Annotated in this window: 17 protein-coding genes; 10 read left to right on the forward strand and 7 right to left on the reverse strand. The window is 73.3% G+C overall.

Annotated elements, in window-relative coordinates:
* The first annotated feature begins 7 nt into the window (after window positions 1-7).
* Window positions 8-2,104, forward strand: a complete 2,097-nt coding sequence (locus ACZ6J5_RS26685) for a phosphocholine-specific phospholipase C (protein WP_469395710.1) — start codon at window positions 8-10, stop codon at window positions 2,102-2,104.
* 134 nt (window positions 2,105-2,238) lie between these two features.
* Window positions 2,239-4,488: an MMPL family transporter gene (locus tag ACZ6J5_RS26690; protein WP_469395621.1), complete on the forward strand. Its 2,250-nt coding sequence runs from the start codon at window positions 2,239-2,241 to the stop codon at window positions 4,486-4,488.
* Window positions 4,489-4,513: 25 nt separating this feature from the next.
* Here ACZ6J5_RS26690 and ACZ6J5_RS26695 read toward each other — a convergent pair whose 3' ends face one another.
* From ACZ6J5_RS26695 to ACZ6J5_RS26710, 4 genes are read right to left on the reverse strand one after another with little or no spacing between them, the layout of a single operon-like run.
* Entirely contained in the window at window positions 4,514-5,272 is a 759-nt protein-coding gene (locus ACZ6J5_RS26695) for an iron ABC transporter ATP-binding protein (protein ID WP_469395623.1), read from the reverse strand.
* Window positions 5,269-6,234 (reverse strand): iron chelate uptake ABC transporter family permease subunit, encoded by a 966-nt coding sequence (locus ACZ6J5_RS26700; RefSeq protein WP_469395625.1) that lies wholly within the window; start codon window positions 6,232-6,234, stop codon window positions 5,269-5,271. The genes ACZ6J5_RS26695 and ACZ6J5_RS26700 overlap by 4 nt, the downstream gene beginning before the upstream one ends.
* Window positions 6,227-7,192, reverse strand: a complete 966-nt coding sequence (locus ACZ6J5_RS26705; RefSeq protein ID WP_469395627.1) for an ABC transporter permease — start codon at window positions 7,190-7,192, stop codon at window positions 6,227-6,229. The genes ACZ6J5_RS26700 and ACZ6J5_RS26705 overlap by 8 nt, the downstream gene beginning before the upstream one ends.
* Before the next feature lie 14 nt (window positions 7,193-7,206).
* Entirely contained in the window at window positions 7,207-8,208 is a 1,002-nt protein-coding gene (locus ACZ6J5_RS26710) for an ABC transporter substrate-binding protein (RefSeq protein ID WP_469395628.1), read from the reverse strand.
* Window positions 8,209-8,559: 351 nt separating this feature from the next.
* Between ACZ6J5_RS26710 and ACZ6J5_RS26715 the strand changes: the two genes are divergently transcribed.
* Entirely contained in the window at window positions 8,560-8,736 is a 177-nt protein-coding gene (locus tag ACZ6J5_RS26715) for a hypothetical protein (RefSeq protein WP_469395630.1), read from the forward strand.
* 7 nt (window positions 8,737-8,743) lie between these two features.
* Entirely contained in the window at window positions 8,744-11,803 is a 3,060-nt protein-coding gene (locus tag ACZ6J5_RS26720) for a helix-turn-helix transcriptional regulator (RefSeq protein ID WP_469395632.1), read from the forward strand.
* Here ACZ6J5_RS26720 and ACZ6J5_RS26725 read toward each other — a convergent pair.
* The 3 genes from ACZ6J5_RS26725 to ACZ6J5_RS26735 all read right to left on the reverse strand — a co-directional run bounded on the left by ACZ6J5_RS26725 (window position 11,800) and on the right by ACZ6J5_RS26735 (window position 14,518).
* On the reverse strand, window positions 11,800-12,024 hold the full coding sequence (locus ACZ6J5_RS26725) for a DUF6191 domain-containing protein (protein WP_469395634.1): 225 nt from the start codon (window positions 12,022-12,024) through the stop codon (window positions 11,800-11,802). The genes ACZ6J5_RS26720 and ACZ6J5_RS26725 overlap by 4 nt on opposite strands.
* Window positions 12,025-12,037: 13 nt before the next feature.
* A complete protein-coding gene (locus ACZ6J5_RS26730; protein ID WP_469395636.1) occupies window positions 12,038-13,156 on the reverse strand; it encodes a PQQ-dependent sugar dehydrogenase in 1,119 nt (372 codons plus the stop codon).
* Between the two features lie 357 nt (window positions 13,157-13,513).
* The gene (locus ACZ6J5_RS26735) at window positions 13,514-14,518 is read right to left on the reverse strand and encodes an aldo/keto reductase (RefSeq protein WP_469395638.1); all 1,005 of its coding nucleotides are present in this window, start codon (window positions 14,516-14,518) and stop codon (window positions 13,514-13,516) included.
* 75 nt (window positions 14,519-14,593) lie between these two features.
* On the opposite strand from ACZ6J5_RS26735, the gene ACZ6J5_RS26740 reads away from it, so the two are divergent.
* The 6 genes from ACZ6J5_RS26740 to serA all read left to right on the forward strand — a co-directional run bounded on the left by ACZ6J5_RS26740 (window position 14,594) and on the right by serA (window position 24,605).
* Window positions 14,594-15,556: a 2-hydroxyacid dehydrogenase gene (locus ACZ6J5_RS26740; RefSeq protein WP_469395640.1), complete on the forward strand. Its 963-nt coding sequence runs from the start codon at window positions 14,594-14,596 to the stop codon at window positions 15,554-15,556.
* Between the two features lie 701 nt (window positions 15,557-16,257).
* Window positions 16,258-19,014: a putative bifunctional diguanylate cyclase/phosphodiesterase gene (locus ACZ6J5_RS26745; protein WP_469395712.1), complete on the forward strand. Its 2,757-nt coding sequence runs from the start codon at window positions 16,258-16,260 to the stop codon at window positions 19,012-19,014.
* A gap of 221 nt (window positions 19,015-19,235) precedes the next feature.
* The gene (locus ACZ6J5_RS26750; protein ID WP_469395642.1) at window positions 19,236-21,083 is read left to right on the forward strand and encodes an acetolactate synthase large subunit; all 1,848 of its coding nucleotides are present in this window, start codon (window positions 19,236-19,238) and stop codon (window positions 21,081-21,083) included.
* A 38-nt stretch (window positions 21,084-21,121) separates the two neighbouring features.
* Window positions 21,122-21,649: an acetolactate synthase small subunit gene (gene ilvN, locus ACZ6J5_RS26755; RefSeq protein ID WP_362470351.1), complete on the forward strand. Its 528-nt coding sequence runs from the start codon at window positions 21,122-21,124 to the stop codon at window positions 21,647-21,649.
* Window positions 21,650-21,777: 128 nt separating this feature from the next.
* On the forward strand, window positions 21,778-22,779 hold the full coding sequence (gene ilvC / locus ACZ6J5_RS26760; protein ID WP_362470349.1) for a ketol-acid reductoisomerase: 1,002 nt from the start codon (window positions 21,778-21,780) through the stop codon (window positions 22,777-22,779).
* 236 nt (window positions 22,780-23,015) lie between these two features.
* Window positions 23,016-24,605: a phosphoglycerate dehydrogenase gene (gene serA / locus ACZ6J5_RS26765; RefSeq protein WP_469395644.1), complete on the forward strand. Its 1,590-nt coding sequence runs from the start codon at window positions 23,016-23,018 to the stop codon at window positions 24,603-24,605.
* The last annotated feature ends 36 nt before the right edge of the window (window positions 24,606-24,641 follow it).

Here is a 24,641-nt window from a genome sequence, read left to right on the forward strand (position 1 = left end):
CACGGAGATGAACCCTGAGCTGTCCCGCAGGAGGCTGTTCGCGCTGGGCGGCGGCGCCCTCGGGGTCGCCGCCGCCGGATCGCTGCTGCCGCCGTCGCTCCAGGCGGCGATGGCCGCCGAGCCGGCCGCCGGGGGGCTCTCGGCGGTGAAGCACGTGGTGATCCTCATGCAGGAGAACCGGTCCTTCGACCACTACTTCGGCACCCTGCGCGGCGTCCGGGGCTTCGGCGACCGCAACGCCATCGAACTGCCCAGCGGAAAGCCGGTCTTCGAGCAGCCCGCCGCCGGACGGACCGTGCTGCCCTTCCCGGTGCGCGGCGCCGCCGAGACGCAGCAGAAGGACCTCCAGTACATAGGCGACCTCGACCACTCCTGGAGCGGCGGCGCGAAGGCCTGGCGGGGCGGCTGGATGGACGGCTGGGTCACCGCCAAGACCGCCGCCACCATGGCGTACTACGACCGGCGGGACATCCCGCTGCACTACGAGCTCGCCGACACCTTCACCATCTGCGACGCCTACCACTCCTCCATCCACTCCTCCACCAGCCCCAACCGCAACCATCTGTGGTCCGGCTGGACCGGATTCGAGGCCGACGGCAGCCGTGCCGTCAGCAACGCCGCCTACGCGGAGGGCACCCACCCCGGCTACGGCTGGTCCACCTACGCCGAGCGGCTCGAAGCCGCCGGGCGGAGCTGGAAGACGTACACCGAGTGGGAGAACTTCACCGACAACAACATCGAGTTCTTCACCAGCTTCAAGAAGATCGCCCGCAAGGCGCTCGCGCCCACCGGCGGGCACACCTTCATGGAGTCCTTCTACGCAGCCGTCCGCGGCACGGACGACCTCGCCGAGCGGGCCAGGCTCCTCGGACTCCTGGAGCGGGGCGTCGCCACGCTCACCGCCGCCGAGCGCTCCCTCTTCGAGCGCGGGCTGCGCCGGGTCGAGACCGGCACCCTCGCCGACGCCTTCCGCGCCGACGTCGCCGCCGGGACCCTCCCCGAGGTCTCCTACCTGGTGCCCTCCGCCGTGGACTCCGAGCACCCCGGCGCCTCCTCCCCGGTCGCCTCCGCCTCCCTCGTCTACAAGGTGCTCGACGCCCTCGGCGCCCACCCGGACGTCTGGCGGCACACCGTCGTGCTGATCAACTACGACGAGAACGACGGCTTCTTCGACCACGTGCCCCCGCCGGTCCCCGCCGCCGACGACCCCGCCGGGGACGCCGAGCGCTACAAGGGCCAGCCCACCGGCCTCGGCATCCGGGTCCCGCTGCTCGTCGTCTCCCCGTGGACCGTCGGCGGCTACGTCTGCTCCGAGACCTTCGACCACACCTCCGTGATCCGCTTCCTGGAGCGCCTCACCGGCGTCCGCGAGTCCAACATCACCCCCTGGCGCCGCGCCGTCACCGGCGACCTCACCTCCGCCTTCGACTTCAAGCGCACCCGGCGGCAGCCGCCCGTCGAGCGCCCCGGCGCCATCCCGCCCTTCACCGGCCGCTGGCGCCCCCAGCCGCCCGCCGTGCAGACCATGCCCGTCCAGGAGCCCGGCTGCCGCCCGGCCCGCCCGCTGCCCTACCAGCCGGACGCCTCCGCCACGGTCGGCGACGGCGCCGTCACGCTGGCGCTGCGCAACACCGGCCGGTCGAGCGCGCACCTCGCGCTCTACCCGTACGCGGGCGAGTTCGCCGTCCCGCAGCACCGGGACGTGCGGGGCACCGCCGAGTGGACCGTCCCCCTCACCCGGGACCGCTACCGCTTCACCGTCACCGGGCCCAACGGCTTCCGCCGCGAGTTCGAGGGCCCGGCGGCCGGGGGCGCCCAGCTCGCCTCGCGCGTCGACCACCACGACCGCGACCTCCACCTCACCCTCCGCAACGAGTCCCGGACCGCCGTCGCCTTCACCGTGCGCCCGCTCGGCTACGTCGACGAGCGGGACCTGCGGGGCTGGACCCGCACGGTCACCGTGAAGGCCGGCCGGAGCCGTACCGTCGTGCACTCCGCCGCCGACGCCCACGGCTGGTACGACATCGAGGTCACCGGCCCCGACGGCTTCCGGCGGCGGCTGATGGGCCACATCGAGAACGGGCGTGCCAGCGTCTCCGGGTAGCCCGTCCCAAGGGGGCCGGGACCTCCGTCCCGACCCCCTCCGGACCCTCTGTGAGGATCGCCACGAAACGGACAAACGATCACGTTTGGCTGTAACAGTGGGGCCAGTACCGATCCACCCAGGGAGCGCGTCCGTTGGCAGCCATCGCACGGTGGTGCATCAAGCACCGCCTCGTCGCCGTCCTGATCTGGCTGCTCGCCCTCGGAGGCGCCGCGACCGGCGCGGCGATCGCCGGCACCGCGTACTCCAACGACTACGAGGTCCCCGGCACCGAGTCCGGCCGCGCCACCGCCCTGCTCGAACGGGGCTTCCACGGCGCGGGCGGCGACACCGACACCATCGTCTGGCACACCGACCGGGGCAGCGTCCGCGCCGAGGGCGTCGAGCGGCGGATGACCGCCATGCTCGACAAGGTCGCCCACCTCCCCGGCATCGCCTCCGTCACCTCCCCGTACGGCCCCGACCGGGGCCAGATCAGCGAGGACGGGCGCACCGCCTACGCCACCGTCGTCCTCGACGCGCAGGCCGCCGACATGCCGGTCGGCCAGGCCGAGGCCCTGGTGGACACCGCCCGCGCCGCCGCGACCGACGACGTCCGGGTCGCCCTCGGCGGCAGCGCCGTCGCCCTCACCGAGGCCCCCGGCGGGCACATCGCCGAAGCCGTGGGCGTCGTCGTCGCCGCCCTCGTCCTCTTCGTCGCCTTCGGCTCGTTCGCCGCCTCCCTGCTGCCCATCGCGACCGCCCTCGTCAGCGTCGGCATCGCCTACTCCGGCATCGTGCTCCTCGGGCACCTCATGACGGTCGCCGACTTCGCCCCGATGCTCGGGATGCTCATCGGCCTCGGCGTCGGCATCGACTACGCGCTCTTCATCGTCACCCGGCACCGCAAGGGCCTCAAACGCGGCCTGCCCGTGCCCGAGGCGGCCAGGATCGCCGTCGCCACCACCGGCCGCGCCGTCGTCTTCGCGGGCGCCACCGTCTGCATCGCCCTGCTCGGGATGCTGATCCTGCGGCTGAGCTTCCTCAACGGCGTCGCCATCGCCGCCTCCCTCACCGTCGTCCTCACGGTCGCCGCCTCCGTCACCCTGCTGCCCGCGCTGCTCTCCCTCATCGGGATGCGCGCGCTCAGCCGCAAGGAGCGCCGCCGGCTCGCCGAGCACGGCCCCCAGCCCGAGCTGCCCACCGGCTTCGCCGCCCGCTGGTCCGCCTTCGTCGAGCGGCACCCCAAGCTGCTCGGCGGGATCGCCGCCGTCGTCATGCTCGTCCTCGCGCTGCCGACCCTCTCGCTCCACCTCGGCACCTCCGACCAGGGCAACAACCCCGCCTCCGCGACCACCCGGCAGGCCTACGACCTGCTCGCCGACGGCTTCGGGCCCGGCGTCAACGGGCCGCTGACGCTCGTCGCCTCGCTCGACGGCGCCGAGGCCAAGGTCGCCATGAACGAGCTGCCCGCCGCCCTCGCCCACACCAAGGGCGTCGCCTCGGTCTCCCCGGTCACCTACAACGGCACCGGCGACACCGCCGTGCTCACCGTCGTACCCGAGTCCTCGCCGCAGTCGAGGGCCACCAGCGAGCTCGTCGACCGGCTCCGCGACGACGTCCTCCCGGCCGCCTCCGAGGGCACCTCGCTCCAGGTCCACGTCGGCGGCGTCACCGCCTCGTACGACGACTTCGCCGCGATCATCGTCGGCAAGCTGCCGCTCTTCGTCGGCGTCGTCATCGCCCTCGGCTGCGCGCTCCTGCTGCTCGCCTTCCGCTCCATCGGCATCCCGCTCAAGGCCGCCGCCATGAACGTCGCCGCCGTCGCCTCCGCCTTCGGCGTCGTCGTCGCGATCTTCCAGTGGGGCTGGGGCAGCGAACTCCTCGGCCTCGGCAGCGCCGGACCGATCGAGCCCTTCCTGCCCGTGATCATGGTCTCGGTGCTCTTCGGCCTCTCCATGGACTACCAGGTCTTCCTGGTCAGCCGGATGTACGAGGAGTGGCTGGAGACCGGCGACAACCGGCGGGCGGTCCGGGTCGGCCTCGCGGAGACCGGCCGCGTGATCAACTCCGCGGCGGTCATCATGATCTCCGTCTTCCTCGCCTTCGTCCTCACCGGCGACCGGGTGATCGCGATGTTCGGCATCGCCCTCGCCGCCGCCGTCGCCCTCGACGCCTTCGTCCTGCGCACCCTGCTCGTCCCCGCCCTCATGCACATGCTCGGCGGCGCCAACTGGTGGCTGCCCCGCTGGCTCGACCGCCGGCTGCCCCGCATCAGCATCGAGCCCCCGGAGTGCCGGGCGGCGGCGGACGCGCGGGAGGGCGCGGCCGGGACGGACACGGCCGACCACCCGGCGATCCCCGGACAGCGGGCCACGCCGGAGGCGCCGGCCCGGCGGCCCTAGGGCCGGGTCCGGTGCGCCTCAGACGTCACGCGTAGTAGACGGCCGTCCGGCGCCCGTCCACGTCGTGGACCCGCACGGGGGTGTCGTAGACCTCGCTGAGCACCTCGGCCCGCATCATCTCGGCCACGGTCCCGGCGGCGGCGACGCGGCCGTCGCGCAGCGCGAGGATGCGGTCGGAGTAGGCGGCGGCGAAGTTGATGTCGTGCACGACCATGACGACGGTCTTGCCCAGCTCGTCCGCGGCCCGGCGCAGCTGGGACATCATCCGGACCGAGTGCTTCAGGTCGAGGTTGTTCAGCGGCTCGTCGAGCAGGACGTAGTCGGTGTCCTGGGCGACCACCATGGCGACGTAGGCGCGCTGCCGCTGGCCGCCGGAGAGCTGGTCGAGGAAGCGGTGCGCGAGGTCGCCGAGGTCGAGGAAGTCCAAGGCGTCGTCGATGTGCGCCTGGTCGGCGGGGGTCAGCCGGCCCCGCGAGTGGGGGAAGCGGCCGAAGGCGACGAGCTCCCGCACGGTCACCCGGGCGGTGAAGTGGTTCTCCTGCCGCAGTACGGACAGCACGCGGGCCACGTCGCGGGTCCTGGCGCGGTGCACGTCCAGGCCGTCCACCGTCACGCGACCGGTGGTGGGCTCGGCGAGCCGGCCGATGAGGGTGAGCAGGGTCGACTTCCCCGCGCCGTTGGGGCCGATGAGCGAGGTGAACCCGCCCTTGGGGATGGTCCCCGAGAGGGGGCCGAGGACCACGGTGTCCCCGTAGGTCTTGCTGAGGTCGGTGAACTCGATCACAGGGCGCCCTTCCGGAGCAGGTGGACGAGGAAGACGGCGCCGCCGAGGAACTCGATCACCACGGTGAGCATCCCCGCCGCGTAGAAGACGTGTTCCATGATGAACTGGCCGGTCACCAGGGTGAGAAGGCCGAGCAGGAAGGCCATGGGCAGGACGACGGCGTGCCGGTGGGTGCCCGCCACCCGGTAGGCGAGCATCGCCACGACGAACCCGAAGAAGGTCATCGGCCCCGCCAGCGCCGTGGACATCGCGACCAGCACCGACACCAGGGCCAGCATGGCCACCAGCTCCCGGCGGTGGGCGACGCCCAGCCCGGTGGCCGCGTCCCGGCCGAGGAGCAGGGCGTCCAGGTGGTGGCGGCGGGTCCAGACGACGCCGCCGGCGACCAGGCAGACCGCGGCGGCCAGCGGCAGATGGGTGGCCTCGACGCTGCCGAGCCGCATGAAGAGCCGGGCGGAGAGCACGTCGAAGTCGGCGGTGGAGAGCATCCGCTGGAGGAAGACCGACAGGCTGCCGAAGGCGAGACCGAGGACCACGCCCACGAGGAGCAGCACGTGCAGGTTGCCGCCCCGGCCGAAGAGCCTGCCGAAGAGCAGGGTGGTGAAGGCGACCATCAGCAGGGTCTGGGCGATCAGCTTGGGCAGTCCGTCGGTCGCGGCGAGCGCGCTGCCGCCGAGGACGAAGACCATCAGGGTCTGCGTCAGGGTGTAGACCGAGTCGAAACCCATGATCGACGGGGTGAGGATGCGGTTCCCGGTGACGGTCTGGAAGACCACGGTGCCCACCGCGTGGGCGAACGCGGCGACCGTCATCGCGCCGAGCAGGGTCAGCCGCCGGTCGATCGCGAAGGCCAGGTCCCCCTCCACGAAGAGGAGGAGGAAGGCGGCGATCGCGACGGCGGCCAGCCCGGCGACCGTCCAGAGCCTGACGGAGCTCGTCGGCGAGGCGCTTTTCTCAGGCATGGGCCCTCCCGTGCTGTCGCAGGGTCATCACCACGAAGACCACCGCTCCCACGACGCCGAGCACCACGGAGACCGGGATCTCCATGGGGAAGATCACCAGGCGGCCGATCAGATCGCAGACGATCAGCAGCGCCACGCTGCCGAGCACCACCCAGAAGAGGTTCTTCCGGACGTCGTCGCCCCGGACGAGGGAGACCATGTTGGGCACGATCAGCCCGAGGAAGGGGAGGAAGCCCACCACCACGGCGGTGACGCCGGTCGCCAGCGAGACCAGGGCGAGCCCGGTGAACAGGGTGCGCCGGTAGGGCAGTCCGAGGCCGGTGGCCGTGTCGCGGCCGAGCCCGGCGAGGGTGAAGCGGTCGGCCGCCACGTACAGCACGGCGACGATGCCGGCGACCACCCAGATCGGTTCGTAGCCGCCTCGGACGACGGAGCTGAAGCCTCCGGAGCGCCAGGTCGCCAGCATCTGGAGCAGGTCGGTGCGGGCGGCGACGTAGAGCGTGACGGCGCCGACGACGGCACCGAGCATGATGCCCACGATGGGGACGATGACCTGTGACCTGAGCGCCACCCGGTCGAGCACGGCCAGGAAGGCCATCGCCCCGGCGAGGGCGAAGAGGCTCGCGACGCTCATCTTCACCAGGGGCGGGGCGGCGGGCGCCCAGATCGTGAGCAGCAGCACGCCCAGGGCCGCCCATTCGCTGGTCCCCGTGGTCGTCGGCTCGACGAAACGGTTCTGGACGAGCATCTGCATGATCAGGCCGGACACGGCCATGGCGGCGGCCGCGAAGACCAGGGCGAGGGTGCGCGGGACCCGGGAGATGAGGAACATGTTCCGGGCGGCCGGGTCGGTGAGGAGCGCGGGGACGTCGATGTCGTAGCCGCCGACCATGAGCGAGGCGCAGACCAGCGCCAGGACGAGGAGCACGGCGAGCGCGGCGGGGATACGGCGGCGCATGGGGGCCTCCGGGACTAGCGGGAGGCGGTGAAGGCGGCCGTCAGCTGCTCGAAGGCCTTGGTGTACGCCTCGATCCCCTCGGTGAGGTAGAAGTCGGACGGCAGATAGACGACCTGGTTCTTCTTCCGGAACGTGGTGTCGGCCCAGGCCTCCTGCCCCTCGACCAGCCGGCGCGCCGGGGTGCCCTTGTCGCCGCCCTCGGCGACGGCGGAGTCCCGGTCGAGCAGGATCATCCACTCGGGGTCGAGCTGGGCGATCGTCTCGGGCGCGAGTCCGGAGTTGTTGTGCACCGAGGTGCTGTCCTTGCCCTCGGCCGGCAGGACGTTCCGCAGGTCGAGCCGTTCGAGGAGGCGGCCGATGCGGCTCGCGCCGTTGTCGATCCGTCCGGCGCTGGTGACGCCGAGGAAGACCCGCTCCCCGTGGACGGCCTTCGCGGCGGCGTCCTCGGCCGCGTCGAGCTTCGCGACGAGCTCCCCGGCCTTCTTCTCCTGGCCGAAGATGCGGCCCAGGGTCGCGGTCTGCTTGCGCAGGGCGTCGACGTACTTCTCGTCGGAGGGGGCGATGTCGATCGTCGTGGCGATCTTCGAGAGCTTGTCGTGGTGGCTGGAGAAGCGGTAGCCGCCGATGATCAGGTCGGGCCTGGCGGCGTTGAGCGCCTCCAGCCTCGGCTCCTTGTGGTCGCCGACGTCCTTGATGGCGGAGCTCTTCTTCCAGTCCTGGTAGCCCTGGCGCGGCAGCAGCCCCTTCGGGACGGCGACCGGCTCGACGCCGAAGGCCCGGACCGTCGCGAACGCCGTGTTGTCGAGCACCGCCACGCGTATCGGCTTCACCGGGACCTCGACGTCCCCCTTGTTGGTGGAGACCGTGGTCGTCCGCCCGCCGGACGCGCCTTCGCCGCCGCCCGGGGCGCCGCAGGAGGCGAGCGACAGCCCGGCGGCGAGGGTGGCGGCGGTGGCGACGAGCGGGCCGCGGAGACGGGTGCGGAGGCGGAGACGGGCGCGGGGACGGGGACGCACGGGGAGGGCTCCTGTCGTCAGGGAGGGGGGGACGCGGGCGGAGGCAGCCGGGCACAACGGTGTGAACGGGGCAATTCGCACGCCACGAGTTAGGCAAACCTAACCCAGTGGCGATCTTCTCGGCAAAAGCCCCCCTTCGGGCACCCTGAGGGGGCCTCAGGGCATCCCTAAGGCCCCCTCGCCGCCGCCTAAGGCCCCCCGGGCGCCGAACATCCGGCACTCGCCCGATGTGGCCGCACCCCCTGGCGGACGAAAGTAGAGGCATCGCAGGGAGCGCCACCGGAACCGGAGCCGCTGCCGACACCGAAGCCGCTGCCGACACCGGTACGGCGAGAGCCCGAGGAGCACGCCATGTTCACCTACGAACTCCACACCCTCCGCCACGCCGAGCTCCTCCGTGAGGCCGCCGCCGAGCGCCTGGCCCACGAGGCCGCCCGGGCCGGCAAGGGCCGCCGCTGGACGCGCCGCCAGGATCCCGAGGGGCGGGTGAGCGCCACCGCCCAGCACCGCTTCGCCCGGGCCGCGTGACCCCCTTATGGGTGCGAACGCGGACGCCTGTGCGATGCTCGGCGCCGTGGAGACCAAGTCAGTGAGTCCCGTGTTCGTCGGCCGGGCCGGCGAACTGACCGCCCTCACCGAGGCGCTCTCCCGCGCGACCGCGGGAGAGCCCCAGGCCCTGCTCGTCGGCGGTGAGGCGGGTGTCGGGAAGACCCGCCTCATCGAGGAGTTCACCGCCCTCGCCCACACCCAGGGCGCGGTCGTCGCCCTCGGCGGCTGCGTCGAGATCGGCGCCGACGGACTCCCCTTCGCACCCTTCTCGACCGCCCTGCGCGCCCTGCACCGCCGCCTCCCCGAGGAGCTGGCCGCGGCCGCCGACGGACACCAGGGCGAACTGGCCCGGCTCCTCCCCGAGTTCGGCGACCTCACCCACCACGAGCCGGCCGCCGAGGACTCCACCGCCCGCCTCTTCGAGCTGACCGTACGGCTCCTGGAGCGCGTCGCCGCCGACCGCACCGTCGTCCTCGTCCTGGAGGACCTGCACTGGGCCGACGCCTCCACCCGGCACCTGCTCGCCTACCTCTTCCGCACCCTGCACCGGGGCCGGATCGTGGTCGTCGCCACCTACCGCGCCGACGACATCCACCGCCGCCACCCGCTGCGCCCCCTCCTCGCCGAACTGGACCGGCTGCGCTCCGTCCGGCGCATCGAACTCGCCCGCTTCACCCGCACCGAGGTGCACCGCCAGCTCACCGGCATCCTCGCCGCCGAACCCGCCCCCGCCCTCCTCGACGAGGTCTTCGAACGCTCCGACGGCAACGCCTTCTTCGTCGAGGAGCTCATCGCCTCCCACGGGTGCGGCACCGCCCTCGGCTCCCTCAGCGAATCCCTCCGCGACCTCCTCCTCGTCCGCGTCGAGGCCCTCCCCGACGACGCCCAGCGCGTCGTCCGGGTCGTCGCCGAGGGCGGCTCCACCGTCGAGTTCGACCTGCTCGCCGCCGTCGCCCGACTCGCGGAGGACGAGCTCATCGAGGCCCTGCGCGCCGCCGTCGGCGCCAACATCCTGCACGCCGCGCCCGACGGCGACGGCTACCGCTTCCGCCACTCCCTCGTCCGCGAGGCCGTCAGCGACGACCTGCTGCCCGGCGAGCGCTCCCGGCTCAACCGGCGCTACGCCGAGGCCCTGGAGGCCGGACCCGGCCTGGTCCGCGCCGACGTCCGCGCCAACCGGCTCGCCACGTACTGGTACCACGCCCACGACGCCGCCCGCGCCCTGCCCGCCGTGCTGCGCGCCTCCGTCGAGACCCGCAAGCGCTACGCCTACGCCGAGCAGCTCCGGCTCCTCGAACGCGCCATGGAACTCTGGGACGACGCCCCCGCCGAGGTCCGCCGCGCCCTGCGCCCCATGGACTACGCGGAGGCCTACCCCTCCTGCGGCTGCGACCCCGAGACCCCGCTGAGCTATCTCGACCTGCTCGCCGAGGCCGCCGTCGCCGCCCGGCTTTGCGGCGAGCGCGAACGCGCCCTGAAGATCGCCAAGATGGCCCACCGGCTGCTCGACGGCGCCGGGGACGACGACCCGCTGCGCTCCGCCTGGTTCTGGGTCGAACGGGCCCGCCTCCAGTCCAACCTCGCCCGGGGCGACGGCTGGGACGAGATCGCCCGCGCGCAGGAGCTCGTCCGAGGTCTGCCGCCGTCCGCCGTCCACGCCGTCGTGCTCGCCTTCGCCGCGAGCTGGGGAATGCTCCGCAAGCCCGGCGCCGACGCGCTGGCCGCCGCCGAACGGGCCGTGGAGTACGCCCGCCTGGTCGAGGCCGAGGGCACCGCGCTCGCCGCCCGGCTCACCCTCGGCACCATCAGGGTCTCCGCCGGCGACACCGAACCGGGCCTCGCCGAGATGCGCGAGGTCGGCGAACGCACCCTGGCCCTCGGCCACTTCCACGAGGCATCCCGCGCCGCCGTCAACATCTCCTCCGCCCTGGAGGGCCTCGGCCGCTCCCGCGAGGCCGCCGAGGTCGCCACCCGGGGCATCGCCATGGCCCGCTCCCACGGCCTGGTCGACAGCGCCGGCTGGATCCGCGCCAACCTCGCCGAATCCCTGCTCTCGCTCGGCGACTGGGACCGCGTCCAGGAGGAGTGCGAGCTGCTGCTGGGCACCGGCGCCGCCGGATCCAAGCCGGGCGGCACCGCCCTGCTCCAGCTCGCCCACCTCGCCGTCGGACGCGGCGAGCCCGCCGCGGCCGCCGCCCGGCTCGCCGAGGCCGCCGCCCGCTACGGCAGCCGCGACCCGATCCCGCAGTACACGCTGCCCATGGCGCACCTGACCGTCGCCATCGCCGCCGCGGAGGGCCGCCTCACCGACGTCCGCGCGGAGCTCGCCGCGCTCGCCGCCTCCGGCTTCCCGGCCGGCACCCACCGCTACGGCTGGCCGCTCGTCCTCGCCGCCGTCACCGCCGAGGCCGACGCCCACGGGCTCCCGGCCGCCGCCGAGGGCCGCGCCGCCGCCCTGGACGCCGTGCGCCGCGCCGTGCGCTCCCTGGCCGCCCCGGCGCCCCTCTGGCAGGCGTACGGCCTCCAGGTCTCCGCCGAGCTGGCCCGCGCCGAGGCCCGGGACACCGCCGAGCGCTGGGCCGAGGTCGTCGCCGCCTTCGAGCCGCTGGAGCGCCCGCACGAGCTGGCCCGCGCCCGGCACCGGCTCGCCGACGCGCTGCTCGCCGGGGGCGGGCGGCGCGAGGAGGCCGCCGCCCTGATGCGCGAGGCCCACGCCACCGCCGTACGCCTCGGAGCGCACCCGCTGCGCGAGGACGTGGAGCTGCTCGCCGCCCGCGCCCGCCTCCCGCTGCGCGCCCCCGAGGGCGCGGCACCGGAGCCTGAGGAGCCCGCCGCCGAGACCTTCGGGCTGACGCCGCGCGAGCAGGACGTGCTGCGGCGGCTCGCCGAGGGGCGGACCAACCGGCAGATCGCGGAGGAGCTCTTCATCTCGCCGAAGACGGCGAGCGTGCACGTCTCCAACATCCTCGCGAAGCTGGGCGTGGCCGGCCGAGGCGAGGCCGCCGCCCTGGCCCACCGCCTCCGCCTGCTGGAACCGGCGCCCTAGGCGTCGGTGCCGGTGCCGGTGTCGGGCGCGGCGTCGGCGCCCGGCTCCGGCGTGGCCCCGGGCGCGGGGAGCCGCATCACAACCTTGCCCGACGTGAGGTCTATCGGCCCCTTGTGCGGATCGGCGTCGCCCATGTCCTCACGGGTCAGGGCGAGCCGCTGCCGCTCGTCGTCGGTGTGCTTGCGGCCCGGCGCGAACAGCTCTTCCATCAGGTTGAACATCCGCCTCGCCCTCCTACCCGACCTCCAGCCGGAGGATCTCGTCGTCACCGGGCCCGGGGGTGCCCCGGGTGTCGGTCTCACTCGTCACGAGCCAGAGCCGGGAGCCGTCGCCGGTCGCCAGGACCGTGCGCAGCCGCCCGTGCTCACCCGTCAGGAACGCCCGGGGCTCTCCGGAACGTTCCGCTCCGGAGAGCGGTACGCGCCACAGTCTCTCGCCCCGCAGCCCGGCCATCCAGACCGCCCCCCGCGCGTACGCGACGCCGCTCGGCGAGGCCTGGGCCGTGGGCCACTGGGCGACCGGGTCGGTGTACCCGGCCCGGCCCGCGCGGCCCTCCACGACCGGCCAGCCGTAGTCGCGCCCCGGCCGGATCAGGTTGAGCTCGTCCCAGGTGTTCTGGCCGAACTCGGACGCCCACAGGCGCCCCGCCGGGTCCCAGGCCAGTCCCTGGACGTTCCGGTGCCCGTACGAGTAGACCACGGAGCCCGGGAAGGGGTTGTCCGGGGCCGGACGGCCCTCCGGCGTCATCCGCAGGATCTTGCCGCCGAGCGAGCCCTTGTCCCGCGCCAGCCCGGTCCGCCCGGTCTCCCCGGTCCCCGCGTACAGCATCCCGTCCGGCCCGAAGGCGATCCGCCCGCCGTTGTGGACGAACCCCTTGGGGATGCCGGTCAGCACCGGCTCGGGCGCGCCGGGCCGGTCGCCCGCCCCGCCGCCGTACCGCATCCGCACGATCCGGTTGTCCGTGGCCGAGGTCAGGTACGCGTACACCCAGCCGTCCCGCACGGCCACCCCGAGCAGCCCGCCCTCGCCGCCCGGCACCACCCCGGGGACCACGCCGAGCGGGGTCTGCCGCCCGGTCCGCGCGTCGACCCGGGTCAGCGTCCGCTCGTCCCGCGAGGACACCAGCAGGTCCCCGCCGGGCAGCTCGGCGAGCCCCCAAGGCGACTTCAGGTCCCGGGTGAGCACCCCGGCGGCCCGGACCCCGCCCGGGGACACCGACGGCGCCGCGTCCGCCGTGGGCGCCGGGGCCGACGAGCGGCCCGCACCCCCCTCCGACGGCGCGGCGCACCCGGCGGCCAGCAGCAGTACGGCGGCGGCGCCCGCCAGGACGGCTCGGTCTCGGCTTCGGCCCATGCTCCCGGTCCCTTCCGGCGACGGTCTCCCTCCCTTGATACACGGCCCCACCGCCAACCGGCTCCCGCGCGGGACCGGTCAGTCCCAGGGGCTCCGGCCGGATACCCGGCCCCGCGCGGGATCGCTCAGTCCCAGGGCTCCGGCCGGATACCCGGCCCCGCGCGGGATCGCTCAGTCCCAGGGCTCCGGCCGGATACCCGGCCCCGCGCGGGACCGGTCAGTCCCAGGGCTCCGGCCGGATACCCGGCCCCGCGCGGGATCGCTCAGTCCCGGGGCTTCCGCTCGGTACCGGGCCCGGCGCGGGACCCGTCCGTCCGGGGGCTCCGGCTTGATACCGGCCCCCGCGCGGGGCCCCGATCAGTCCCAGGACTCCCGCGCGGGCGGCAGCGCGGCGATCTCCGCCAGGTCCGCCCCGCTCAGCACCAGCTCCGCCGCGCGCGCGTTCTCCACCGCCCAGCGCTCCCGCTTCGCGCCCGGGACGGGCACCACGTGCGGACCGCGCGCCAGCACCCACGCCAGCGCCACCTGCGCCGGGGTCACCCCGGCGCCGTGCCGGGCGGCCACCCGCCGCAGCCCCGCGATCAGCGGCTGGTTGGCCGCCATCATCTCGGCCGTGAAGCGCGGGTGCCGGGCCCGCGGGTCGTCCGCCTCGAAGCCGCCGCCCGGGGTGAGCGTCCCGGTCAGGTAGCCGCTGCCCAGCGGCATCGCGGCGAGGAAGCCCACGCCCCGGTCCGCGCACCACGGCAGCAGCCGCTCCAGCGCCTCCGGCGCCCAGACCGACAGCTCCGCCTCGACCGCCGCGACGGGGAAGACCTGCTGGATCCGCTCAAGCTGCCGGATCGTTCCCTCGTAGCCGCAGCCCGGCCGGCCCCGCCGCCGCGCCCGCGCGCCCACCGCGCACAGCCCGAGCGCCCGCACCTTGCCCGCGCGCACCAGCTCGGCCATGGCGCCCCAGGTCTCCTCGACCGGCACCTCGGGGTCGGCGCGATGGAGCTGGTAGAGGTCGATCACATCGGTCTGGAGCCGCCGCAGCGAGGCGTCACAGGCCCTGCGCACGTACCCGGGACGCCCGTTGGCCACGACGTGCTGGTCGCCGCCGACGAGCAGCCCGCACTTCGTCGACACGAAGACGTCCGCCCGGCGCTCCTTCAACACCCGCCCCAGCAGCAGCTCGTTGGTGAAGGGCCCGTACATGTCGGCGGTGTCGAGCAGGCTCGTCCCGGCGTCCAGCGCCGCGTGCACGGTCCGCAGCGAGCGGTCACCGCGCCGTTCCGAACCGCTGTACGCCCAGCTCATCGGCATACATCCGAGGCCCACCGCACCCACACCGAGCGCCGTCGCCCCGATCGTCCTGCGCTCCACCCGCCCGTACCCCTCCCTGTGCCGCCCCCCAAAGTAACCAATGGCGCGCGTGGTTCTTCGCATAGCCTCCCGGTCATGACGTTCGATGACACCGCCGCTGACGTGTGGCTTCCGATCCCCGCCGCCGAGATCGAGGGACTCCCCGCGCCGGGCGCGTCGGGCCTGAACTACCTTCTCTGGGACGGCGGACCGGAGTTCCCCGCCGATCCCGCGCGCTGCGCGTTCTACGTCGTGCCGTACATGAAGGGCGAGGAGATCGCGGTCCGCCCGCTCGCCGGGATGAGCTCCGTCCGGGTCGTGCAGACGCTCTCCGCCGGTATCGACCACGTGACGCCCGGCATCGACCGGCTGCGCCCCGGCGTCCGCCTCTGCAACGCCAAGGGCGTCCACGAGGCCAGCACCGCCGAACTCACCCTCGCCCTGATCCTCGCCTCGCTGCGCGGCATCCCCGGCTTCGTCCGGGGCCAGGACGCGGAGCGGTGGCGCGCGGGCTTCTACCCGGCGCTCGCCGACAAGACCGTGCTGATCGTCGGGTACGGATCGATCGGCGCCGCCATCGAGGACCGCCTCGCCCCCTTCGAGTGCGCCCGGATCGTGCGCGTCGCGCGCTCGGCGCGTGCAACCGAGCGCGGTCCCGTACACCCGCTGGCCGAACTGCCCGCGCTGCTGCCCGAGGCCGACGTGGTCGTGCTGTCCACGCCGCTCACCCCGGAGACCCGCCACCTCGCCGACGCGGGCTTCCTGGCCCGGCTGAAGGACGGGGCGCTGCTGGTCAACGTGGCCCGCGGGCCCGTGGTGGACACCGCCGCGCTGCTGAAGGAGGCGGAGAGCGGCCGGATCACCGCCGCGCTCGACGTCACCGACCCGGAGCCGCTGCCCGCCGGACACCCCCTGTGGCACGCGCCCGGCGTGCTCATCAGCCCCCACGTCGGCGGCTCCACCTCGGCGTTCATGCCGCGCGCCAAGCGCCTGCTGGCCGCGCAGCTCCAGCGGTTCGCCGCCGGGGAGGAGCCCGCGAACCTGGTCCTGACCACCTGAGACGCGCGCTCCCGGCACGCGATCGGCACGCGCCCCCCAGACCGTCACGGAGAGTACTGCGACCCTGTCCCTGAGTGACGATCCTGGTGTATCGTCCCGGAGCGGGGGACTGCGCCAAGGACGGGCAGACGCTGGGGAGCGAAGTGACGGGTCATCAGAATCCGAGGGGGGTGACGGGTGGAGCACGCCCGAGCGAGCGAGAATCCGACGCGGCGGGGCCTTCGGCGCCCCGCCCGCGCCCCGCAGCCGCCCTGCCGGAGCAGCCGGCCCCGCCGGGCCGCCGCCGGTCCGCCGCGACCGGCCCCGGCCCAGCCACCGACACCGCCCCCGCCGCGCCGGACCCCGCCGCGCCGGGCGGGGGCCGGGGCGCCCCCGGCGTCCCGGTGCCCCGGGCCGGCCGTGCCCCGGCCGCACCGCCCGGCGGCGCGCCGGGCGGCTGGGACACCGCCCCCGGCCCGGAGGACGCCGGAGCCTCCTGCGGCCACGCCGTGCCCCGCCCCGACGAGGCCGAGAGCCTCTGCGGACCCGGCGCCCACGGGCACCCCGGCGAGGACCCGGAGGCCGCGGTGAGCGCCCCCGGAGCCCTCGTCCACCACCGGCCCCCGGGCGACCGGACGGGGACCCGCCCCGGCCTCGGCGCGCCCGGCTCCGGCTCCGGCTCCGGCCGCCAGGGACCCGGCGCCGGGGGAGTCCTCACCCAGATCGGCCTCGGCCTGGTCTGCGGGGGCTATGCCACCGGCGCCGCCCTCGGCTGGGGCTCCGAGGAGCTCGCCCTGGTCATGGGCGACTTCGGGCTGAGCGCCGCCGCGCTCGCCGCCGCCGTCTCCTGCCTCCTCTACGCCCGCCGCCACCGCGGCAGCTTCCGCCCCGCCTGGCTGCTCTTCGCCTTCTCCTCCTTCATGGCCTCCGCGGGCAACGCCGTCTGGGGCTGGTACGAGGTCGTCCTCGCCGTCGACGTGCCCAGCCCCTCGCTGGCCGACCTGTGCTTCTTACTCTTCGCCCCGCCCGCCATCGTCGGCCTGCTGGTCCTCGCCAAGAAACCCGTGACCCGGGCCGGCTGGGTCTGCCTCGCACTCGACGCCTGGCTCATCGGGGGCTCCCTGCTCACCCTCTCCTGGAGCCTCGCCCTCGCGCACACCGCGCGGGTCGAGGTCGCCGAGGGCGAGAGCGTCGCCCGCTCCGCGCTCTCCCTGGCCTATCCGCTGCTCGACATCGTCCTCGTCAGCATGGTCCTCGCCCTCCACTTCCGCCGCTCCGCGCTCAACCGCTCCGCGGTCAACACCGCCATCGCCGCCCTCGCCCTCACCGTCCTGTGCGACGCCCTCTTCACCTCGCCGCTGCTCCGCGAGCACTACAGCTCCGGCCAGCTCCTCGACGCCGGCTGGTTCGGCGGCTCCCTGCTGCTGGCCTACGCCCCCTGGGGCGCCCGGCGCGCCGCTGACCCGGCCGCCCCGCGCGTCCAGCGCGCCCGGCACCCGCACAGCCGCCCCCTCGCCGGCTCGCTCGCCGCCCTCACGCCGTACCTCGCGGCGGCCGTCTGCACGCTGAGCATCCTGTACAACGTCGTCGAGGGCCGCCGGGTGGACCGCGTGGTCGTCCTCACCGGCTGCACGGTCGTGCTCGCCCTGGTGCTGCGCCAGGGCATCATGCTGCTCGACAACATCGCCCTCACCCACGAACTGGCCCAGAAGGAGAACCACTTCAGATCCCTGGTGCAGGGCTCCAGCGACGTCATCATGATCGCCGCGCCCACCGGGATACTCCGCTACGTGAGCCCCGCCGCCTCCGGGGTCTACGGGCGCGAGGCCGAGGAGCTGGTCGGCTCCGAGCTGGCCTCGATCATCCACCCCGAGGACCTCGGCGCCGTCGTCCACGAGGTGCGCCGTTTCCTCGCCGCGCCTCCGTGCGAGGAGCCCACCACCCGGATCGAGTGCCGCTTCCGCTCCGGCCGAGGCGAGTGGCTCAACGTCGAGTCCACGGTCAACCGGCACCAGGGCGGCCTGATCTTCAACAGCCGCGACGTCACCGAGCGCGTCCGCCTCCAGGCCCAGCTCCGGCACAACGCCGAGCACGACCCGCTCACCGACCTGCCCAACCGGGCGCTGTTCACCGAGCGGGTCCGCGGCGCCCTCAGCGGCCGGCGCTCCTCCGACCCCGGCACCGCCGTGCTCTTCATCGACCTCGACGGCTTCAAGGGCGTCAACGACCGGCTCGGCCACCAGGCGGGCGACGAGCTGCTGGTCCAGGCCGCCCGCCGGCTCCAGGACTCCGTCCGGGCCGGGGACACCGCCGCGCGGCTCGGCGGCGACGAGTTCGCCGCGCTCATCCTCGGCGACGGCCACCGGGACCGGGCCGCCCGCGAGTGCCAGGTGTTCGAGATCGCCGACCGGCTGCGGGTCACGCTCTCCCAGCCGTACCGCGTGGACGCGGCCAACGAGGTCCGGGTCGCCGCCTCCATCGGCGTCGCCTTCGCCGAGCCCGGTATCGGCGCCGGCGACCTGCTGCGCAACGCCGACCTCGCCATGTACCGGGCCAAGGCCGCCGGAAAGGACCGCGTCGAGCTCTACGCCCCCCAGATGCAGGCCGAGATCGTCCGCCGCACCGAGCTCGCCGCCCGGCTGCGCACCGCGCTGCACGACGGCGAGTTCGCCCTGCTGCACCAGCCCGTGGTGGACCTGAGCACCGGCCGGATCACCGCCGTCGCCGCCCAGGCCCGCTGGCGCTCCGCCCAGGGCATCCTCTTCACGCCCGCCGAGTTCCTCCGGGTCTCCGACGACGGCGAGCGGACCGCCGAGCTCGGCCGCTGGCTCCTCGAAGAGGCCGTCGAGCAGGCCGCCGAGCGGGCCGGCATCGGCCACCGCACCCCCGTCACCATCCGGCTCTCCGCCCGACGGCTGCTCGACCGCTCGCTCCCGCTGGGCTCGATCGAGGCCCTGCTGACCCGGCACGGCCTGCCCTCCGGCTCCCTCGTCATCGAGCTGGCCGAAAGCGACCCCCGCGACCCCCGGGTCAGCTTCGACGAGCTGGAGCAGCGCCTCGCCGCCCTGCGCCGCCTCGGGGTGCGGATCGCCCTGGACGGCTTCGGCAGCGGACACGCCGCCATCAACGCTCTGCGCCGGCTCCCGGTCGACATACTGAAACTGGACCGGGGCCTGGTCGAGGGCATCGTGGAGTCGGCCAGGCTGCGCAAGATCACCAGTGGTCTGCTCCGGATCGCCGGCGACCTCGGGATGCAGTCGGTGGCCGAGGGAGTGGACATGCCGGAGCAGGTGCTGGCCCTGCGCTCCATGGGCTGCACCCACGGCCAGGGCATGGCCTTCGCCGGTCCGCTGGACGAGTACCGGCTGCGCCGCGCGCTGGTGCGGGACGAGTATCCGCTGCCCGGAGCGGTCCCGGTGACCGCCGGAAACGGTCCCTCGTTGCGCTCACATGTTGAGACGCCCATCCCACCCACTTGACAGTAACCGCGCGTCGGGTGGAGGGTCAGTGCCATGCGCACCCGAATTCTCGTACTTGGAAAGCGCGTCGGCTGAGGCAGGGCCAGTGAAGGCCCGCCTGTAACGCTCCGACGCGCTCCCCTCGCTTGCCTCCCGGCACGAGGGGTTTTTTGTTGCACCGGATCCCCCCGAAGACGTACCAAACCCTCGCAAAAACCCTCTGCTTCGAGAAGAGAATGCTGATGACCGAGCAGGCCACCGGGCACCATCCGCAGCCGCGGCCCCGTAACGGCGCGCAGCCCGCCCCCACCGTCGAGCACGTCACCGGTGCGCAGTCCCTCATCCGCTCTCTCGAAGAGGTCGGCGCGGACACCATCTTCGGTCTCCCCGGTGGCTGCATCCTCCCGGCGTACGACCCGCTGATGGACTCGAAGAGGGTCCGCCACATCCTGGTCCGCCACGAGCAGGGCGCGGGCCACGCGGCCACCGGCTACGCCCAGGCGACCGGCAAGGTCGGCGTCTGCATGGTCACCAGCGGCCCCGGTGCGACCAACCTGGTCACCCCGATCGCCGACGCCCACATGGACTCCGTCCCGATGGTCGCGATCACCGGCCAGGTCGCCTCCAAGGCGATCGGCACGGACGCCTTCCAGGAGGCGGACATCTGCGGCATCACCATGCCGATCACCAAGCACAACTTCCTGGTCACCAAGGCCGAGGACATCCCGCGGACGATCGCCGAGGCCTTCCACATCGCCTCCACCGGCCGCCCGGGCCCGGTCCTGGTCGACATCGCCAAGGACGCCCTGCAGGCGAAGACCACCTTCAGCTGGCCGCCGCAGACCGACCTGCCCGGCTACCGCCCGGTGACCAAGCCGCACGCCAAGCAGATCCGCGAGGCCGCCAAGCTGATCACCGGCGCCAAGCGCCCGGTCCTGTACGTCGGCGGCGGCGTCCTGAAGGCCGGCGCCACCGCCGAGCTGAAGGTCCTGGCCGAGCTGACCGGCGCCCCGGTCACCACCACCCTGATGGCGCTGGGCGCGTTCCCCGACAGCCACCCGCTGCACGTCGGGATGCCCGGCATGCACGGCTCGGTCACCGCCGTCACCGCGCTGCAGAAGGCCGACCTGATCGTCGCCCTCGGCGCCCGCTTCGACGACCGCGTCACCGGCAAGCTGGACAGCTTCGCCCCGTACGCCAAGATCGTCCACGCCGACATCGACCCGGCCGAGATCGGCAAGAACCGCACCGCCGACGTCCCGATCGTCGGTGACGCCCGCGAGGTCATCGCCGACCTGGTCCAGGCCGTCCAGGCCGAGCACAGCGAGGGCCACAAGGGCGACTACACCGCCTGGTGGAGCGACCTGAACCGCTGGCGCGAGACCTACCCGCTCGGCTACGACCTGCCGGAGGACGGCAGCCTCTCGCCGCAGCAGGTCATCCAGCGCATCGGCCAGCTCGCCCCGGCCGACACCATCTACGCGGCCGGCGTCGGCCAGCACCAGATGTGGGCCGCCCACTTCATCGACTACGAGCGCCCGGCCACCTGGCTGAACTCCGGCGGCGCCGGGACGATGGGCTACGCGGTCCCGGCCGCGATGGGCGCCAAGGCCGGCCAGCCGGACCGTCCGGTCTGGGCGATCGACGGCGACGGCTGCTTCCAGATGACCAACCAGGAGCTGGCCACCTGCGCCCTGAACAACATCCCGATCAAGGTCGCCATCATCAACAACGGCGCCCTCGGCATGGTCCGCCAGTGGCAGACGCTGTTCTACAACCAGCGCTACTCCAACACGGTCCTGCACTCCGGCCCGGACGACGTCAACCCGCAGGCCCGGGGCACCCGCATCCCCGACTTCGTCAAGCTGTCCGAGGCCATGGGCTGTGTCGCGCTGCGCTGCGAGTCCCCGGAGGACCTCGACAAGGTCATCGCCGAGGCCAACGCGATCAACGACCGCCCGGTCGTCGTCGACTTCATCGTCCACGAGGACGCCCAGGTCTGGCCGATGGTCGCCGCCGGCACCTCCAACGACGAGGTCATGGCCGCGCGGGGCGTCCGCCCCGACTTCGGCGACGGCGAAGACGACTGACGAGCGAAGCCGAAGAGTCAAGGGAAGTGACCCACACCATGTCCACCAAGCACACGCTCTCGGTCCTGGTCGAGAACACGCCCGGCATCCTCGCCCGGATCGCCGCGCTGTTCTCCCGCCGCGGCTTCAACATCGACTCGCTCGCCGTCGGTGTCACCGAGCACCCCGACATCTCCCGCATCACCATCGTGGTCAATGTCGAGGACCTGCCGCTGGAGCAGGTGACCAAGCAGCTCAACAAGCTGGTCAACGTCCTGAAGATCGTCGAACTCGAGCCCAGCGCCGCGATCCAGCGCGAGCTCGTCCTGGTGAAGGTCCGCGCCGACAACGAGACCCGCTCCCAGATCGTCGAGATCGTCCAGCTCTTCCGCGCGAAGACCGTGGACGTCTCGCCCGAGGCGGTCACCATCGAGGCCACCGGATCGGGTGACAAGCTCGAAGCGATGCTCAAGATGCTGGAGCAGTTCGGCATCAAGGAGCTCGTCCAGTCCGGCACCATCGCCATAGGGCGTGGCGCCCGGTCCATCACGGACCGGTCCCTGCGGGCCCTCGACCGCAGCGCCTGACGCTCCCGGCAGTCGACGGGCACCGGCCGCCGGTCCATCCGGCGGTCCGCCTGACGAGACCCGAAAACCTTCCTCCCGCACCCCGCCGTACGGTGGGACGCAACACCAGCACCTCAAGGAGATACCCAGTGGCCGAGCTGTTCTACGACGCCGACGCCGACCTGTCCATCATCCAGGGCCGCAAGGTCGCCGTGATCGGGTACGGCAGCCAGGGCCACGCCCACGCGCTGTCGCTCCGTGACTCGGGTGTCGACGTCCGCGTCGGTCTGCACGAGGGCTCCAAGTCCAAGGCCAAGGCCGAGGAGCAGGGCCTGCGCGTGGTCACCCCGGCCGAGGCCGCGGCCGAGGCCGACGTCATCATGATCCTGATCCCGGACCCGATCCAGGCCCAGGTCTACGAGGAGTCCATCAAGGGCAACCTGAAGGACGGCGACGCGCTGTTCTTCGCCCACGGCTTCAACGTCCGCTTCGGCTTCATCAAGCCCCCGGCCAACGTGGACGTCGCCCTGGTCGCCCCGAAGGGCCCGGGCCACCTGGTCCGCCGTCAGTACGAGGAGGGCCGAGGCGTCCCCGCGATCGCCGCGGTCGAGCAGGACGCGACGGGCAACGCCTTCGCGCTGGCGCTCTCCTACGCCAAGGCCATCGGCGGCACCCGCGCCGGCGTCATCAAGACGACCTTCACCGAGGAGACCGAGACCGACCTCTTCGGCGAGCAGGCCGTCCTCTGCGGTGGCGCCTCCGCGCTCGTCAAGGCGGGCTTCGAGACCCTGGTCGAGGCGGGCTACCAGCCGGAGATCGCCTACTTCGAGTGCCTGCACGAGCTGAAGCTCATCGTCGACCTCATGTACGAGGGCGGCCTGGAGAAGATGCGCTGGTCCGTCTCCGAGACCGCCGAGTGGGGCGACTACATCACCGGCCCGCGGATCATCACCGACGCCACCAAGGCCGAGATGAAGAAGGTCCTCACCGACATCCAGGACGGCACCTTCGCCAAGAACTGGATGGACGAGTACCACGGCGGTCTGAAGAAGTACAACGAGTACAAGACCCAGGACGAGCAGCACCTCCTGGAGACCACCGGCAAGGAGCTGCGGAAGCTCATGAGCTGGGTGAACGACGAGGAGGCGTAAGCCCCTCGGTGCGGGGCCGGACAGGGTGTCCGGCCCCGTGCCACAACGTTGGACACCCCGTCCAACCACGGACGGGTGATCCTTCCAACGAGGCGTACGACGTGCGCCGACGCACCACTACACTGCTCAACAACATACGCGTCAGGCCCACAGCGTCGTGCGCTTTCACGCGGCAAGCCCCCTCCACGCCTGCGGCCGTCGGGACGGCCGTCCGCACTGGATCTGTGAGGACTCACGTGAGCTCGAAACCTGTCGTACTCATCGCTGAAGAGCTGTCGCCCGCCACCGTCGACGCACTGGGCCCGGACTTCGAGATCCGGCACTGCAACGGCGCGGACCGCGCCGAGCTGATCCCCGCGATCGCCGACGTCGACGCCATCCTCGTCCGCTCCGCGACCAAGGTCGACGCGGAGGCCATCGCCGCCGCGAAGAAGCTCCGGGTCGTCGCCCGCGCCGGTGTCGGTCTCGACAACGTGGACGTCTCCGCCGCCACCAAGGCCGGCGTGATGGTCGTGAACGCCCCGACCTCCAACATCGTGACCGCCGCCGAGCTCGCCTGCGGCCTCCTGGTCGCCACCGCGCGCAACATCCCGCAGGCCAACACCGCGCTGAAGAACGGCGAGTGGAAGCGCTCGAAGTACACCGGCGTCGAGCTCAGCGAGAAGACCCTCGGCGTCGTCGGCCTCGGCCGCATCGGCGTCCTGGTCGCCCAGCGGATGTCCGCCTTCGGCATGAAGATCGTCGCGTACGACCCCTATGTGCAGCCCGCCCGCGCCGCCCAGATGGGGGTGAAGCTGCTGGCCCTGGACGAGCTCCTGGAGGTCGCCGACTTCATCACCGTCCACCTCCCCAAGACGCCCGAGACCCTCGGTCTCATCGGTGACGAGGCGCTGCACAAGGTCAAGCCCTCGGTCCGGATCGTGAACGCCGCGCGCGGCGGGATCGTGGACGAGGCCGCGCTGTACTCGGCGCTGAAGGAGGGCCGGGTCGCCGGCGCCGGCCTCGACGTGTACGCGAAGGAGCCCTGCGTCGACTCGCCGCTCTTCGAGCTCGACGAGGTCGTCTGCACCCCGCACCTGGGCGCCTCCACCGACGAGGCGCAGGAGAAGGCCGGCATCGCGGTGGCCCGTTCGGTGCGCCTCGCGCTCGCCGGCGAGCTGGTCCCCGACGCGGTCAACGTGCAGGGCGGCGTCATCGCCGAGGACGTGAAGCCGGGTCTGCCGCTGGCCGAGAAGCTGGGCCGGATCTTCACCGCGCTGGCCGGCGAGGTCGCGGTCCGCCTCGACGTCGAGGTGTACGGCGAGATCACCCAGCACGACGTGAAGGTGCTCGAACTCTCCGCGCTCAAGGGCGTGTTCGAGGACGTGGTCGACGAGACCGTGTCGTACGTCAACGCCCCGCTGTTCGCGCAGGAGCGCGGCGTCGAGGTGCGTCTGACCACGAGCTCCGAGTCGCCCGACCACCGCAACGTGGTCACCGTGCGCGGCACGCTCTCCGACGGCCAGGAGGTCTCGGTCTCCGGCACGCTCGCGGGCCCGAAGCACCTCCAGAAGATCGTCGCGGTCGGCGACTACGACGTGGACCTGGCGCTCGCCGACCACATGGTCGTGCTGCGCTACGAGGACCGTCCCGGCGTCGTCGGCACGGTCGGCCGGATCCTCGGCGAGGCCGGGCTGAACATCGCGGGCATGCAGGTCTCCCGTACCGAGGAGGGCGGCGAGGCGCTCGTCGTCCTCACCGTCGACGACACCGTCCCGGCGACCGTGATCGCCGAGATCGCGGAGGAGATCGGCGCGGCCTCGGCCCGCTCGGTCAACCTGATCTGACGCCGTCCCCCCGGGTCCCCGGGCGGCGCGCACACC

The sequence above is a fragment of the Streptomyces sp. NPDC042100 genome, assembly GCF_055582325.1.

What these genes read in the sequence shown, in the direction of transcription:
- ACZ6J5_RS26685 (WP_469395710.1), top strand. Translation starts at nt 8, where the DNA reads ATGAACCCTGAGCTGTCCCGCAGGAGGCTGTTCGCGCTGGGCGGCGGC.
- ACZ6J5_RS26700 (WP_469395625.1), bottom strand. Translation starts at nt 6,234, where the DNA reads ATGCCTGAGAAAAGCGCCTCGCCGACGAGCTCCGTCAGGCTCTGGACG.
- ACZ6J5_RS26705 (WP_469395627.1), bottom strand. Translation starts at nt 7,192, where the DNA reads ATGCGCCGCCGTATCCCCGCCGCGCTCGCCGTGCTCCTCGTCCTGGCG.
- ACZ6J5_RS26715 (WP_469395630.1), top strand. Translation starts at nt 8,560, where the DNA reads ATGTTCACCTACGAACTCCACACCCTCCGCCACGCCGAGCTCCTCCGT.
- ACZ6J5_RS26720 (WP_469395632.1), top strand. Translation starts at nt 8,744, where the DNA reads ATGGGTGCGAACGCGGACGCCTGTGCGATGCTCGGCGCCGTGGAGACC.
- ACZ6J5_RS26725 (WP_469395634.1), bottom strand. Translation starts at nt 12,024, where the DNA reads ATGTTCAACCTGATGGAAGAGCTGTTCGCGCCGGGCCGCAAGCACACC.
- ACZ6J5_RS26730 (WP_469395636.1), bottom strand. Translation starts at nt 13,156, where the DNA reads ATGGGCCGAAGCCGAGACCGAGCCGTCCTGGCGGGCGCCGCCGCCGTA.
- ACZ6J5_RS26740 (WP_469395640.1), top strand. Translation starts at nt 14,594, where the DNA reads ATGACGTTCGATGACACCGCCGCTGACGTGTGGCTTCCGATCCCCGCC.
- ACZ6J5_RS26750 (WP_469395642.1), top strand. Translation starts at nt 19,236, where the DNA reads ATGACCGAGCAGGCCACCGGGCACCATCCGCAGCCGCGGCCCCGTAAC.
- ilvN (WP_362470351.1), top strand. Translation starts at nt 21,122, where the DNA reads ATGTCCACCAAGCACACGCTCTCGGTCCTGGTCGAGAACACGCCCGGC.